The sequence below is a fragment of the Rhizobium sp. BK251 genome, from assembly GCF_004345245.1.
GTDB lineage: Bacteria > Pseudomonadota > Alphaproteobacteria > Rhizobiales > Rhizobiaceae > Rhizobium.
Window position 1 is genome coordinate 81277 of record NZ_SLUQ01000011.1, and the last position, 14413, is coordinate 95689.

Sequence of the window (14413 nt, forward strand, 5' to 3'; positions counted from 1 at the left end):
TGGCGCTCCCCACCGAAGAAAGGGGGAAGTGTCCGCAGGCTACCGGTCCGGGTGCCTAGAAAGCCAATCGACATAGCTTGCCACTCCATCCTCCAAAGACTTGAAATTCGGTGCGAGGGAGCTCGAAACGAGCCTTGTGATGTCTGCCTGGGTGAAATACTGATACCGACTGCGCAGCGCCTCGGGCATGTCGACGTATTCGATACGGGGCGGCTGACCGACGGCGTCGAAGACAGCCAGAGCCAGGTCACGGAATGAGCGGGCCTGCCCGGTGCCGACGTTGAAAATCCCGCCGATGCTTTCGGAATCGAGTACGCGCCGGACGACATGGACGCAATCGTCGACGTGAACGAAGTCCCGCATCTGGCCGCCGTTTGGGTACCGGGGATTGTCGGACCTAAATAGCCGTATTGGCTTGCCCGCCGCTGCAGACGGCCAGATTTTATGAACGACCGAGCGCATTTCGAGCTTGTGGCTCTCTCTCGGCCCATAGACATTGAAGAACTTCAGCCCGGCCCAACGCCGCGGAACCGTTCTGGCACGGGCGACGTCGGCGGCGATGCGGCGATCCACGACGTGTTTGCTCCACCCATAGGCAGTGAGAGGCTGCAACCGCGCAAGGCCGGCTTCGCTGTCGTCATTGGAAAAGCCCTGGGAGCCGTCGCCGTACGTGGCCGCGGACGAGGCATAGATGAAAGCAGTCTCAGTCCGACAGCAATAATCCCACAAATCAAGCGTTAGACGGATATTGTTGCTGACGATACGATCAACGTCGCGCTCAGTCGTGGCAGAGATTGCCCCCATGTGGATGATGACCTCGACACGGCGGCTTGTGGCAAGCCAGCTCATCAAGTCCTGGGGTCTGATGATGTTCTCCAGACCGACCCCAGCGAGGTTGCGCCAGCGGTCGTCACTTCCGAACCAGTCACAGGCAACCACGGCCGCGCCGTCCTCGGCGAGCGAACGGGCGATATTGGAACCGATGAATCCCGCCGCGCCGGTGATCAGAACGAGTTTGTCGCTCAACATAGCTGATACTCCGGCTTCCGCTCGAGCAGGGAGAGATAATGGCCGAGCAAGGCGTCGCGCCATTCCTCCGGCGTCGTGGCCAGCGCCACCACCCGGTCGTGCGCCATTGCACTCATCAACTCAATGTCCGAGGGGCGCATCTCGGCGACACGTCGGATGGCCGATGCAAAGGCGGTCGAACTCGTCGTATCGCAGGATATGCCGATTCCGGCGGCCGACATTTCCTGCGCCAGGCAGGCCTTGTCGGATAGTATGACTGGGACGCCGCTCTGCGATGCCTCGACAGCCACGAGCCCGAATGGCTCGGGAGTCGGCATGAGCAGCGCACGCGCTCTGCGGATATGGGTGGCTATCGCGCCATGGCTCTGCCAGCCAAGGACGCGAATATTCCCCGCGACACCGGAAAGACGCTCCTTCAATGAACCATCGCCAATTACGGTTAGGACCACGCCGGCTGACCTTGCCGCCCGAACGGCATCTTCAACACCCTTGTCTGGTTCCAGACGGCCAATGAAGAAAAACTCCGTATTGTCTTCGGCGCGAACGCGCTCGGCCAGATACGGAACGACCGGATTTCGTACGGTATAAAGGGTATCGGCGCGAAAGCCCGCACGCTCGAAGGTCCGCGCCATTCGCTCATGAATCAGAATGATCCGCTGTCCCGTACTAGCCGCACTGGATAGAATCGAACGCAACCGTGCCGAACGCCCTACCCGCCAAAGCTTCTGCATGTAGCTGCGCTTGTCGCATCGGCTGATCAGGCAACCGATGCTCAGCGGAGAGCAATCGCACGGCCTTGCGGCAGGGAAGTGATAGAAAGAGCCGTTTGGGCAGGCGAGAAAGTAGTCGTGCGCATGAAAGACACTGCGTTCCGCGACGCGAGACAACTCGACAAAAATCGAGGGCGACAGGATCTGCGACCAGCCGTGCACGTGGTATATGGTTCGCGCGCTGTCGTGAGCGCTGATCCACCTCTCGAGCATGATCCTAGCGGCTTCGTTGTGAAGGGCGAAAACAAAGCTCCGGGCGCGGCCGGCCAAAAGGATCGGCTTGCCGCAAAGCGCGACGACCTCGACGCCCAGTGCTGCAAGATCTGCGTTCTCCCCGCCGTCACCGCAAATGAAGGTTACGGGAATGCCCAGCTGCCGAAACAGATGGATCGACAACAGCGCCAATCCGGTGCCGCCGCCTTTGGCGATCGCCAGATCATTGATAACGACGATGCGGTCAATTGAACTGAAGTGGCCTCCGCACTCGGGCCGGCCCGCTTCACGTGCTTGCCGCCTGCCGATAGCTTCAGAGGACTGTGGCTCGACCATTTCCCCCTCGCCGCTGACGATGCCCGGCAGGGCCACAAAAGGTTGATGTAGATGCACGGGCATACCCAATATTCAATCATTGGTTGTGTATAGGAGCCGACTCGCCCGTCGGAGCAGGTTTTTTCATGAGATATCGGACGCATCCTCAGACGGTTTCACCGGCGGTGCAGAACTCCCAAGCAACCGACGTAGTTGGAAAGGGCCTGCGGATCGGTTATCGTTATTGCACCGGGCGAGAGATCGATTATGTTGCCGCGTTCCCATTCCCTCAGACATCTGTTTACTTTCTCACGCGACGCCGGCAGCATCGACGCCAATTCATGCTGGGAGATGTTGATCGTCCTCGCATGTCCCCCGGACTGTTCCTCTCCCGACCAGAGCCGCAACAGCGTGTTCGCAAGCCGCGACGGAATGCTCACCGATGTCAGGCCGACCAGCCGGTCCTCAAGCGCCTTGTTCCGGGAAGCGACGTAACAGAGAAGCCGCGCGCTAAGTTCGGGATCCGAGACAATTGCTTCTTTGATCACTTTTCCGTCCAAAGCCCAGATTTCGCAGGCGGAAATCGCGTGCACCTCGAACGACGGGCACGTCGGGCGGAACACGTCGACCTCACCGAAGAGGCTTCCGGGCTTCAGCGTATCAACGACGAACTCGCGGCCATCCAGGAGACAGGCCAGTACTTTGACCACTCCGCTCTGTATAAGCAGGATATGAAGCAGAGGCTCATCACAATATGAGATGACATTGCCCCTGACGTAGTTCTTCACAACCCGCGTTTTGAGAAGCTTGTCAGTGAGATCTGCGCCCAAGGTGGCGAAATAATCACTTTTGTCGCTCCCGTATTGGTCGACAATAGTCCGGCTTACATTCAACATCTCCGGTTCCTCCTCCGTTAACCTAGCGATGCGACTTAATAAGCCTCAGTATTTCTTCGTATTTCTTCGCTAACGTCCTCCCGCACGTTTCTATTTATTGAACCGCAATTCTTCATTGTATAGGTTTTTCGCTATCATAAGTAAAAATTACTTTACTGCCTATGACCTTGGTCACAGACAGTGCCGCAAAAATATCGTTTCCTGTCTCCTAGACACAGTAAGTATGCAAAAATGAAGGGGTTTCGAATGACCAAAAATCTTCGGAAAAGTCCCGCAGTCGTGTCGAATTCCACTATTCCAAGCTTTATGGACGCTCGGGCAATTTCGAGGGTCAGACCGCAAGGCCCTACTGCAGTCGGCGGAACGTACAAAAGAATAACGGATATAGGATTATCGGTGACGGCAATCGTTTTGCTTTCGCCGTTATTTGTTGCCGCCGCCATTGCCGTAAAGCTCTGTGACGGCGGACCAATCCTGTTCAAGCACGAACGCATTGGGTTCGGCGGCCAGCCCTTTCTTTGCCTAAAGTTCCGGACGATGACAGTCGATGCGGAGGCGATCCTGGGGAACCTCCTGCATTCGAATCCGGAAGCTGCCGAAGAGTGGAACGCTACGCAAAAGCTGAAAAAGGATCCCCGCCTCACCTCGTTGGGCCGAGCGCTGCGCCGTTTCAGCATCGATGAGCTGCCACAATTGATCAATGTCCTGGGTGGCGAAATGAGCTTGGTCGGACCTCGACCCATTGTTGCCGACGAGGTCGTCAGATATGGGCGGGACTTCACCTATTACCTGTCCGCACGGCCCGGTCTGACCGGCGCCTGGCAAATCAGTGGCCGCAGCGATGCCCCATACTCTGAGCGTGTGCGGCTCGATTCGGAATACTGCGCAACCTGGTCGCCCACCAAGGATCTGCTGATCATGCTGCGAACGATACCCTTCCTTCTCTCGGGACGGGGCTCCTATTGAAGGCCCATCGAACGAGGTGACGGCAGCGCGAGCAAGTTCAGCAACAGGCGACAAGATGACCATCGAACCAATTGGTTTCCTTCTGGCGCTTGCCGCCATCTACGCCATGACCGGCCCCATGAGCGCCGGCATACTTCTTCTTTGCCTGTGCACATTGTTCGGCGCTGCCGCGGCGATGATCCTTCCGGCCCTCGGCGGGGCGAACATTCAGCCTTTTCATTTTGTTCTCGTTTTCCTTGCAGCCTCCGTCGTCTTGCGCCCGAAGACCCTGGCAGCGGCAGCTTCAAGCCTCAACTACCCGGGGCCTGGATTTTGGTTCGCGCTCTTCGTTTTCTATTGCGTGCTTACGGCGGTGTTCCTGCCCCGAATATTTGCGGGTGCGACACTCGTCTACTCGATGGCGCGGAACGACGACACGCATGTGATCACGAGCGCTCTGTTGTCCCCGACCGTAAGTAATCTGACCCAGTCAGCCTACATGCTCGGCAATCTGTGGTGTTTTGCGATAATTGCGGCGTTCGGCCGCGGCGGCGGGATGCCGATCATTGCCCGGGCTCTCATAATTACGAGCGGAGCCTGCATCATCTTCGCCTTAGCCGATGTCGCAACCTATCTGACCGGCACTGCCAATCTGTTGTCCCTCATTCGCAACGCCAACTACCGCATACTAGACGACGGTGATATCGCAGGCTTCAAACGCATCGTCGGTTCATTCGCAGAAGCGGGAGCTTTCGGTTACGTCGCTCTCGCGCTGTTCACATTCGTGCTCATGCTTTACCTGGAAGGATTCTCCGCGCGTTTTCTCGGCCTCATAACCATCGCGCTGGCGGCCGCACTCGTTCTGTGCACATCGACGACGGCTTATGCCGCCAGTGCCATCACCGCTGTGCTCGTTCTTCTTTTCTGCCTCTCACGCTTCGTGCGGGAAAAGGCGACGCATCGGCACATCGTTTATCTTGCCATTTGCCTGTTTGCGATTCCCCTGGTCGTCATGGTCCTCATGCTAATCCCATCCGCTTGGGAGAGCGTGCACGATCTCGTGAAGGCCACGGTGACAACCAAGCTCGAGACGCACTCGGCCGAGGAGCGGTTACGATGGAACGCACAGGCGCTCGACAGTTTCCTTGAGACAAGCGGAATGGGCGCCGGCCTCGGAAGCATCCGGGCATCGAGCTTTGTGGTCGCTCTCTTTGCGAACGTCGGCGCCCCGGGGGCAGCAATCTTCGTCATCTTCGCGATGAGCCTTGTCCGTTCGGTTCTTCGCCGTGATGACGATACCCACCGGGCTCGTACGGTAGGCTTCGCGGCATTGTTCGCCAGCATCGCACAGATTTCAGCGGCCTCGATATCCGCCGGATCGGTCGATCTCGGCCCGCTCTTTGCTATCACGGCCGGCCTTGCAACCGCCTACGCCCTCGGACCACTGCACATGGAAGTGGACGTCGGCGAAGGCGTCGCCCAGATCGCATTCGCGCCCGAGATGGAGACGTCCAGCGTAGAGCTGAATGGGGGCGGACCTGCGGCCGCGGATTGGAGCCCGGACTTCCATTTTGGTCGCGGCAGGAGAGACAACCGCCATGACTAAAGTGTCACCCGTTCCCTTCACCTATCTCGCTTCGCCCCCTATCACCCGGGAGCGACCGGTAGACATTCGCCGTTTCTTCCGTTTCTTGCTGTCGAACGGGTGGCTGATCGGGGGAAGCACCGTAGCAGCCGCAGCCGCGATGCTGGCCTATATTACCGTCACGCCGCCAACCTACGTTTCAAATGCGCAACTCATGCTCGATTCCCAGACCAAGACTACGGACGCTCAGCGCAACCAAGCAGAAGACGGATTGGTCGAAGGCCAGATAGAAATCATAAAGTCCGGCGACGTCTTGCTCGCCGTCGTCAGGGAGTTGCGCCTCAGTTCCGATTCCGAGTTCAGGTCGACCCGCCTGCCGCTGGTTGACACGGTGCGCTCGCTTTTTTCCGAACGCGGCGCTGGCGGAGCGGATGCGAAACGAACACGGCCGCAGGAGGACGTGGAGAACTTCACGATAGCAGCGTTGCGGAACCGGCTTTGGGTCCGCCGCGTCGGCCGCTCGACCGTCATTGAAATATCGGCTGCTTCCAGCGATCCGCGAAAGGCGGCGACGATAGCCAACACTGTGGCGGAACAGTATCTCGCCCACAACGTGGCGAGAAATTCCGAGGCTGCACGCCAGTCGAGTGAATGGCTCGCGCAGCGCGTCGCGGAACTGAAGGAGGAAGTTCTGAGGGCCGATCGCGCCGCGTGGATGTTTAAATCCTCAGGTGATCCCAACAGCCAATTCCGGCTAACCGAACTGAAGAGGACCGCGGAAACCTACCTTCGCCTCTACGATAGCTACCTTCAGAGTTGGTCGGAAGCCCGGCAGCGGATCTCTTACCCGGTGTCCGACGCCGCCTTCGTTTCGCGGGGAGCTGTTCCGGTTGTCAAGAGCCAGCCAAAAGGAGCATTGGTGCTTGCTTTCGCGTGCTTGCTCGGCGTCAGCTTTGGTATCGTGGCAGCCACAATACGACATTTTGCAAACGATCTTATCACCTCCGCGGAACGGATGGCGGCGGACGTCAACACGCCCTGCATTGGTGAAATCACCCTGGCCGTGAACGGTAGGAAGCAAAAGAAGCTGGCGGGCACCGCGCTCCTTCGGCTGGATGACCCGGACCGGCAGCAGGATGCACAAGGACAGCGATTTAAACGCGACCTCAAGGATCTCAGAGCGACAATCCACGGGCTGAGACGAAACCGGAAGCTTGACCTGATCGGGGTGGTTGGGGCCGAAACCAATGTGGGCGCCACGACACTCGCCTACAATCTTGCCCTCCTCGCCGCGACTGCGGGGTCGAAGACGTTGCTGATCGATGCGTGCGAGACAAGCCCGACGCTCAGCAGCGCCTGTTTTGAGGCCGGAACGGTCGGGCTGGTGGAAATCCTGAACGCTCCGTCGGCCTCTGCCGGGGCCTGTGGTAGCAAACCACTTGCGATTTTGCCGATCGGCTCCTGCAAGGAGGCAGCGCCAGGCGGACGAATCGGGTTGGAGCACATCGCTGTTATTATCGCGGATCTTAGGGAGCGCTTCGAATTTGTCGTGGTGGATCTGCCTCCCCTCTCCCGGACCGCAGACGCGAAGTCGATCGCTCCTTACCTCGATGCATCAATTGTGGTCGTCCGCTACGGAACGACTTCCCTTGAGGCGCTCGCTACCGCCGTTGACGCTTTGCATGAGGTCGGTGCGGAAATTCTCGGCGTGGTGCTTAATGCAAGCCCAAGGCTCAAGAAGTAAGGGAGAGTGATTGTGATGGGCGTGCAACAACTCCGCCAGCATCCCGAACTCAAGGATCGCTTGAGAACGGCGCTGCAGGCTTTGGGATACGAAACGGACGACTGGGTCCGCGTGATGATGTATCGCGATGCCTTTGCCTTCATTCGCGAGTTGGATCCGACAAAGCTCGATACGCTTGAAATTTCCGGCGGCGTGCAATGGCGCCGAGAATTCGCGTTCAAGTCCTACCGATCAACCGAATATCCTGGCTTCGATATCTGCAATGAGGTGCTGCGTGAGCGTTTCGATCTCATCATCGCCGATCAAGTCTTCGAGCATCTGAAATGGCCCTCGCGCGCCGCGCGCAACGTTTACGCGATGCTGCGGCCAGGCGGCTATTTCATCATCGCCACGCCATTTCTGCTGCGCGTCCATGCCTCGCCAATCGATTGTAATCGCTGGACCGAGACCGGCCTTTCCTTCCTGCTCCAAGAGGCAGGTTTTGCCGAAGACGCAATCGTGACGAGATCTTGGGGCAACCGCAGTTGCGTCAAAGCGAATTTCAAACGTTGGCCAAAGGCCGGCTTCTTCGGATCGCTCAAGAACGAAGCCAACTTTCCAGTCATGGTATGGGCCTATGCCCAGAAGCCGCTCGAAGCCGCGGAGTAACAGGTGATGTCACGCGACGGGGATCTTCCGGACACTTCGCGAGCGGCGCCGCGAAAGCTGCGGATCGGGGTTGCCATTGCGACCCGCGCACGGCCGGAGCTTGTCAGCAAGATCGTCGCTCTCATTGGATGCCAGACCCGCGCGGCGGATGCGATCCTCGTTTGCTCGCCAGGCGAGGAGGATGTTGCAGGATTGCACGCTCAGGCGGGCCTCGTCCACTTTCTTGGTCCCGCAGGCCTGCCGCACCAACGCAACTGCCTGATCGAGCGGGCGCAGACACTCGATATACTCATCTTTCTCGACGACGATTTCGTCATGGACAAGGATTACCTTGCCGAAACCGAGGCGGTTTTTCGCGAGGCTGCCGATGTTGCAATGACCACCGGCGTGGTCATCGCGGACGGTATTATCGGACCGGGTTTCTCCCTCGAACAAGCAGCAGCCTTCATGTCGACTCCGGCCGATGCGGCCGGCCATCGCCTGACGGAGGTCTACAATGGCTATGGTTGCAATATGGCAGTCAGACTCGAAATCGTACGGGCTAACGGGCTGAGATTTGACGAGGAGCTGCCCCTTTACGCCTGGCTCGAGGACGTGGATTTCAGTCGAGCGCTTGCGCCGTTCGGGCGGATCGTCCGCGTGGAACGCGCCAGGGGCGTGCATCTGGGCGTCAAATCGGGACGACAACCGGGCGCGAGGCTCGGCTATTCGCAGATCGCGAACCCTTGCTACCTGATCGCCAAGGGCACCTGCTCCTGGCAAAAGGGCCTCTTCCACATGAGCCGGAATCTGGCGGCCAATGTCTATGGCACACTCCGCCGTGAGACGATCATCGATCGCCCTGGTCGTCTCCTCGGGAACCTCAAGGCCCTCGGCGACCTCTTCGCTCTGCGCCTTGCACCGTCGCGCGCCCTGGATCTCTAAGGAGTGCACACAATTGCTTTCAACGTGCGCCAACGAAACCGTCAGCAGATCGCAACCGGCCCTCGAGGACGAACGCCAATGCGAGGCGCACAGGAGCCCGGCGATGATCATAATCGGTCCTCTTCATTTTCGCCGCCTGGCGGGGACCCGTGCTGCCGGCCCATGCGCACATGCTGGTCGAAACCCATGACGGCCGTCTGGCCGCCAGAGCGCGGGCAATTGATCACGAATCGGGACTAGGCAGGAAAAACCTATGAAACTCGTACTCGCCAGCGGAATGCCTTATCTACCGCAACTGATCGGGGGCGTCGAAGTCAACACGCATCATGCCGCGCTGGAATTGAACAGGCGCGGCCACGAGACGAGCGTGCTTTCCAAGCTGTCGCTGCGCGACATGTTCGGCGTGAAAGCCTTTCTTGCAAGCCACTTGCGGTTCAGCAGCATCTCGGTCGACCGTATGCTCGGATACGAGGTATATCGATCACTGAAGCCCTGGGAAGGATTGCCGAGGCACGCGCTGCCGCGAGTGGTCGTCATCCAGAACGGCAACATGGTGCAGATGGCGCGCGCCTTCGGGAAAAGGGGGGTCCCAAGCGTTGCCTACCTGCACGGCCTCGGGTTCGATACGGGGCCGCGCGCGTGGCAGGAGACCCGCGAGAGCCTGCCGTTTTCCGCCTATGTCGCCAACTCGATCTTCACTGCTAATCGTTTCAAGGCGAGATTCGGAATCGAGCCGACGGTAATTCCGCCGATATTTCAACCGGAGAGGTACCGCACCACCGGGGAAGGACGATACGTCACGTTTATCAATCCCGTACCGGTCAAGGGTGTCGCTGTTGCGCTTGCTGTCGCCAAGCTGTGCTCCGACATCCCCTTTCTTTTCGTTCGAGCGTGGCCACTCTCAAGCACAGCCGAAGCCGAGTTGCAGAGGGCGGTCGCTATGCTGCCGAACGTGCGATTGATCGAGCGTTGCGACGACATGCGGCTGATTTACGCGCAGACACGGGTGCTCCTGGTCCCCAGCCAATGCGACGAGACATGGGGAAGGGTTGTAAGCGAGGCACAGATCAGCGGCATCCCGGTCCTTTCGAGCAATGCCGGCGGCTTGCCGGAATCCGCCGGACCGGGCGGCATTCTGCTGCACAGGAACGACCCTGCAACTCTTTGGGCGGACCAACTGCGTGTCCTCTGGGAAGATTTCGCCCTCTACAGAAAGAAGCGTGAGGCCGCCCTTGCCCATGCAAAGCGCCCGGACCTCGATGTTCGGCGTCAGCTCGATCAGCTCATCGCAATTACCGAGAAAATCAAATGACTTCCGAACTGAAACCTCAGGTGGGCCTCTTCGGTGGCGCGGCGACTGGATCATCCGTCGTTCGCAAAAGCCCAAGCCCGAACATAATCAACGTCCATGACGGACGGATTTGGCGTGTTGTTGATCGGCCAGCCGCCACCCATTCCCAAATCCAGCAGGATGGCAAACGGCTGCTTCAACTCTTGCGGCGTTGCGACGGACCATACTTCGCGCCTGTCGAAGAAATAGCGAATCCGTGTCGGATCGACTGCGACGCCAAAGGTATGAAAACTCGCAGAAACCGTGTCGCGCTCAACGGGAACACGCTGATGGTAGCTCTCTTTGAGAGGCAAATTCTTGAGATCCCACACGTGCAGCGATGCGGTGTAGCGGTCAGGGAAGTGGCCGTAGTGCTCAACAACATCGACTTCGATAGACTTGTCCCCTTCCCGGCTTACCAGCCAAAAGGCGGGCCACAGGCCCTCGCCCGCCGGAAAGCGGGCCCGCATTTCGAAGTACCCGAAAAGCTGTTTGAAGCCGTTTCCGTGGCCGTCGGTGGAGGCGAGCAGCCCCGATTCCCATTTTCCCTGGGCCGACTTTCGAGCTTCTATTCTCAGAATGCCGTCGATGATCCTGAAGGGATGATCGGGCCCGGGATTCACGAAACGGGCGTCACCGAAATCGCCGTTCCAGGGCGTGTGAGCGATCCATCGCGTACCCGGACCATTGGCCGAGACATCGAGCCAATCGAAATCTTCATTAAAGGTCAAAACTAGGGAACTTGGGTCAATGGAGGCGCCGGCGAGCGTCATCCGACATGAGCCAAATAAAAGGAAAGAGGACAGAGTTATGCACAATACTGAGCGCGTTTGCAATCCAAATGTTAAGTGCATGACAGCAAACCTCGCGCGTTATGAAGCATTTGCCGCGCAGCATTCCACGTATCTCCATAAATTATACGATTATACATCGAATAACTCAATACTATGGATTTGAAAAATGCTGAAACATTTTGCAATACATTCGCTATTCTCGGCTATTGCCGGTCTATCGATGGTCTTTGCCAACTTTGTATGCGGCGTGATCGTTGCGAATCTTCTGGGCGTGGACGGCGCCGGCGTTGTGGCCTTCGTCCTGTGGATAGCCTTGGTGGTTGCGCCTGTCATCGACGGAGGAACAGCTCTGAGTGTCAGCCGCTTCCCGGCAAACCTCAGGGGACAGGCCGATAGCCATGCCGCCGAAGTTCTCCCGGGAGTCCTTGCACGTCGGCTCCTGCTTTATAATTCCCTTGCCTTGATCGCGCTGGCGTCCCTCTATCTGAATTTTTCAGACCCGGCTTTGCGTTCCATGGCGCTAATGCTTGGGGACCTCAATAGCGGCCTTCCCCTGTATGTGGTGATCACCGGCCTTGTGCTCGCCCTGTTCCAATCCCTCGCAACATTCGGCACTGCCTATCTGCGTGGCTCGCAACAATTCACGGCGCTCGGTGTCCTGACCTTTATTTCAATGATTGCCTCTATCGTCAGTGTATCCGTCGGCATCCGTCTCTACGGCACGCTCGGCGCCATTGCAGGCTACGCGGCCGGTCAACTTTGCCTTGTCTGCGCGACCCTCCCTGTTCTTTGGCGACGAGGTGTGATCTCTCCGGAACTCGGCCGAGAGGTGAGGCGGTACGCCCGCTTCGCCTGGGCTGCCAATGTCTGCAGCACGTTCGTCTGGTCGCGCATAGAGATCCTCTTCCTTCAGATATTTTGGAACTTTCGGGAGGTCGGCCTTTTTAACACCGCGCTAGCCCTGGCCGCGCTCGCTTCACAAGGACCTCTTCTCCTGACGGGTGCATTCCCTCCGATGCTGTCCGAAAAGCAAGGGCGCAATGACCGTGCAGGGCTTCAATTCGCTTTTGCCAGCGGCACGCGTATTCTCGCGATGATCGCCTTCCCCTCCTGCCTCGGAATGGCCGCCGTCGCACCCACTCTCATCAGATTGCTCTATGGCGCCGAGTTCGAAGATGCCGCCCCCGCTGCTATGGTTGTCATGACGGCCGCGGCGCTCACGATAACTACCGTTATCGGGACGCATTTGGTCACTGCCTTCGGGCGAAGTGACTTCATCTTCATCTCGTCGCTCACCGGCGCGGTGTTGTCGGTGACCATCGGTCTTCTGCTCGTCCCGCCTTTAGGGCTTATCGGAGCGGCCGCAGCACGCGCCTTGGTCCAACTCGTTATGATCGGGCTGGGCTTGTGGTTCATAACCTACCAGCTTGGGTTCACCTATCCCTTCCGCTCGCTTCTGGGGATTCTGGCCGCAGCGCTTGTGGCGGCACTCGCTGCCTTTCTGGCGGCAGCCCTTGTTCGCGGTCCCGCGGGACTCCTCGGCGCCGCATGCCTCAACGTTCTTGTCTATGTCGCGGGTTTGCGTTTTCTGGGCGCGGCGCACCCCGACGACATATTGCTCGCGCGCCGTTTGAGCAGCGCGCTGCCGCCGCCCCTTGCCAAGACCACAAATGCCCTTTTGTCGATCATCTGTCCCGTCAGAGCTCCGGCTGCCGCCCCCTGAAACCATCAGTACGAGGTCCAATCATGTCGAGATCAAAGCATCTGTTTGGAAGAGCCGCCTTCCTCTCCATCGCGTTCTTTTTGAACCTGCATACGGCATCTCTCGCCACGTCCGAACCGTATCGACTCGTCGCGAAGGACAAGATTGCCTTGCGCGTCGTGGAATGGCGGTCAGGTGAAGGTGAATTCAAGGATTGGAATGTCCTTAGTGGCACCTTCCTGGTTGGCGAGGACGGTGGCGTGCAAATCCCGCTTGTCGGCGAGGTCGAAGCTGCGGGAAGAACCACGCAGCAGGTCGCCACTCGCATTGCCGATCTGCTCAAGGAACGCGTAGGACTCACGACACCGCAGTCGGTTTCGGTCGAGATAGCCGAGTACGGTCCGATTTACGTCGTCGGGGCAGTCGAAAAGCCCGGCGAGTATCCCTTCAGCCCGGGCCTGACCGTGATGAAGGCGATTAGTCTGGCAGGTGGTTTTCAGCGCGACCGGACCGGCTACAATTCTCGGTTGGACCGGGACCGCATTCAGGCCGTGGGTGCATTCGGCACCGCCCGCCTGGATCGCAATGCTCTGCTTCTGCGCAAGGCGCGACTGCTTGCCGAGAAGGGTGGGAGGGACGTGTTCGAAATTCCCGACGAATTGGTCGGCATCAAGGGAATTGCCGAGCTCCACAGGGAAGAGATGAACTATATGGAATTCCGTCGTGTCGAACTGCAAAGCAAGATTGCAGCGGCGCAGGGCATCGGGCTTCTATACACGCATGAATTGACTACCTTGCAGGGCAAAATCGAATCGCAACAACGACAAGTAGCCTTGGCTAAGAAGGAACTCGCAGCCGTCAGCTCTCTTGCCGACAAAGGTCTGGCGCTGAGCTCCCGACGTCTCGCCCTTGATCGCGATGAATCGGACGAAGAAAGCAAGCTGCTCGATCTCGAGTTTCAGATCACTCGTGCGCGGCAAATGATCGAAGAAAACAAACGCGACTCCGAAGAGTTGGTCAATTCGAGGGGTTCTGAGATTCAGAAGGAACTAAATGAGGTCATAACCGAAATCGCCAAGGCGGATCTGGAAGGACAGATCGCACGGTCGCTCATCAGCGAAACCGATTATGAGCAGCAAAAGCTGTTATCCAAGCTCGGCGAGGACGTTAGGGAACTGGCGACGTTTCGCATTGCTCGTCCCAGCCGCAGTGGAGATGCAGTTCGGCTGGAGGCTACACCGGACTCTGAAATTCAGCCCCGGGACCTGATCGAAGTTGGCGTCGAGCGAGCAGCCGTATCGGGGCTCGATTAACTACGGCGGGCGCGGCTCGGCTTGACCGCTTTAGATGGGTGCGGGACCGAGGCGCATCATGTGATCGGCCCGTCTGTCCTGTTCGACGCCGTCGGCAAGGGTGGGGCACCTCCCTTGACGCGAAATGGGGGAATGTCCGACATCTCTTATCGATGTGAAACCTTCCCAAAAAGCTTCCCGATTGCTCAACCAAAAAACGCGGGTC

At 58.5% G+C, this 14413-nt stretch carries 12 protein-coding genes; 8 read left to right on the top strand and 4 right to left on the bottom strand.

Annotated features, from left to right (window positions below):
- Nucleotides 1-39: 39 nt before the first annotated feature.
- The 3 genes from rfaD to EV286_RS26280 form a co-directional block, all read right to left on the bottom strand.
- Complete coding sequence (rfaD, locus tag EV286_RS26270) at nt 40-1029, bottom strand: ADP-glyceromanno-heptose 6-epimerase (protein ID WP_207909927.1); 990 nt, start codon at nt 1027-1029, stop codon at nt 40-42.
- Nucleotides 1023-2411 (bottom strand): glycosyltransferase family 4 protein, encoded by a 1389-nt coding sequence (locus EV286_RS26275; RefSeq protein WP_132960126.1) that lies wholly within the window; start codon nt 2409-2411, stop codon nt 1023-1025. Before EV286_RS26275 ends, rfaD begins: the two co-directional genes overlap by 7 nt.
- Before the next feature lie 92 nt (nt 2412-2503).
- Nucleotides 2504-3223: a Crp/Fnr family transcriptional regulator gene (locus EV286_RS26280; RefSeq protein ID WP_132960127.1), complete on the bottom strand. Its 720-nt coding sequence runs from the start codon at nt 3221-3223 to the stop codon at nt 2504-2506.
- Nucleotides 3224-3469: 246 nt separating this feature from the next.
- On the opposite strand from EV286_RS26280, the gene EV286_RS26285 reads away from it, so the two are divergent.
- The 6 genes from EV286_RS26285 (at nt 3470) to EV286_RS26310 (ending at nt 10381) form a co-directional block, all read left to right on the top strand.
- Complete coding sequence (locus tag EV286_RS26285) at nt 3470-4189, top strand: sugar transferase (RefSeq protein WP_245500837.1); 720 nt, start codon at nt 3470-3472, stop codon at nt 4187-4189.
- A gap of 55 nt (nt 4190-4244) precedes the next feature.
- Nucleotides 4245-5774, top strand: a complete 1530-nt coding sequence (locus tag EV286_RS26290) for an O-antigen ligase family protein (protein ID WP_132960128.1) — start codon at nt 4245-4247, stop codon at nt 5772-5774.
- On the top strand, nt 5767-7497 hold the full coding sequence (locus EV286_RS26295) for a Wzz/FepE/Etk N-terminal domain-containing protein (RefSeq protein ID WP_165932944.1): 1731 nt from the start codon (nt 5767-5769) through the stop codon (nt 7495-7497). The genes EV286_RS26290 and EV286_RS26295 overlap by 8 nt, the downstream gene beginning before the upstream one ends.
- Before the next feature lie 15 nt (nt 7498-7512).
- Entirely contained in the window at nt 7513-8145 is a 633-nt protein-coding gene (locus EV286_RS26300; protein ID WP_132960130.1) for a methyltransferase domain-containing protein, read from the top strand.
- A 6-nt stretch (nt 8146-8151) separates the two neighbouring features.
- Entirely contained in the window at nt 8152-9069 is a 918-nt protein-coding gene (locus tag EV286_RS26305; RefSeq protein ID WP_132960259.1) for a glycosyltransferase family 2 protein, read from the top strand.
- Between the two features lie 253 nt (nt 9070-9322).
- On the top strand, nt 9323-10381 hold the full coding sequence (locus EV286_RS26310) for a glycosyltransferase (RefSeq protein ID WP_132960131.1): 1059 nt from the start codon (nt 9323-9325) through the stop codon (nt 10379-10381).
- A 50-nt stretch (nt 10382-10431) separates the two neighbouring features.
- On the opposite strand, the gene EV286_RS26315 is transcribed toward EV286_RS26310, so the two are convergent.
- Nucleotides 10432-11172 (bottom strand): glycoside hydrolase family 16 protein, encoded by a 741-nt coding sequence (locus EV286_RS26315; protein WP_245500838.1) that lies wholly within the window; start codon nt 11170-11172, stop codon nt 10432-10434.
- A 241-nt stretch (nt 11173-11413) separates the two neighbouring features.
- Between EV286_RS26315 and EV286_RS26320 the strand changes: the two genes are divergently transcribed.
- Nucleotides 11414-12916 carry a polysaccharide biosynthesis C-terminal domain-containing protein gene (locus EV286_RS26320; protein WP_165932945.1) on the top strand — a complete coding sequence of 501 codons (1503 nt, stop codon included), beginning with the start codon at nt 11414-11416 and terminating at the stop codon, nt 12914-12916.
- 23 nt (nt 12917-12939) lie between these two features.
- A complete protein-coding gene (locus EV286_RS26325; RefSeq protein WP_165932946.1) occupies nt 12940-14208 on the top strand; it encodes a polysaccharide biosynthesis/export family protein in 1269 nt (422 codons plus the stop codon).
- Nucleotides 14209-14413: the final 205 nt, after the last annotated feature.

Excerpts from the sequence above, each read along its gene's own strand:
- rfaD (WP_207909927.1), bottom strand. The coding sequence starts at position 1,029 with ATGTTGAGCGACAAACTCGTTCTGATCACCGGCGCGGCGGGATTCATC.
- EV286_RS26275 (WP_132960126.1), bottom strand. The coding sequence starts at position 2,411 with ATGCCCGTGCATCTACATCAACCTTTTGTGGCCCTGCCGGGCATCGTC.
- EV286_RS26280 (WP_132960127.1), bottom strand. The coding sequence starts at position 3,223 with ATGTTGAATGTAAGCCGGACTATTGTCGACCAATACGGGAGCGACAAA.
- EV286_RS26285 (WP_245500837.1), top strand. The coding sequence starts at position 3,470 with ATGACCAAAAATCTTCGGAAAAGTCCCGCAGTCGTGTCGAATTCCACT.
- EV286_RS26290 (WP_132960128.1), top strand. The coding sequence starts at position 4,245 with ATGACCATCGAACCAATTGGTTTCCTTCTGGCGCTTGCCGCCATCTAC.
- EV286_RS26295 (WP_165932944.1), top strand. The coding sequence starts at position 5,767 with ATGACTAAAGTGTCACCCGTTCCCTTCACCTATCTCGCTTCGCCCCCT.
- EV286_RS26300 (WP_132960130.1), top strand. The coding sequence starts at position 7,513 with ATGGGCGTGCAACAACTCCGCCAGCATCCCGAACTCAAGGATCGCTTG.
- EV286_RS26305 (WP_132960259.1), top strand. The coding sequence starts at position 8,152 with ATGTCACGCGACGGGGATCTTCCGGACACTTCGCGAGCGGCGCCGCGA.
- EV286_RS26310 (WP_132960131.1), top strand. The coding sequence starts at position 9,323 with ATGAAACTCGTACTCGCCAGCGGAATGCCTTATCTACCGCAACTGATC.
- EV286_RS26315 (WP_245500838.1), bottom strand. The coding sequence starts at position 11,172 with ATGACGCTCGCCGGCGCCTCCATTGACCCAAGTTCCCTAGTTTTGACC.
- EV286_RS26320 (WP_165932945.1), top strand. The coding sequence starts at position 11,414 with ATGGTCTTTGCCAACTTTGTATGCGGCGTGATCGTTGCGAATCTTCTG.
- EV286_RS26325 (WP_165932946.1), top strand. The coding sequence starts at position 12,940 with ATGTCGAGATCAAAGCATCTGTTTGGAAGAGCCGCCTTCCTCTCCATC.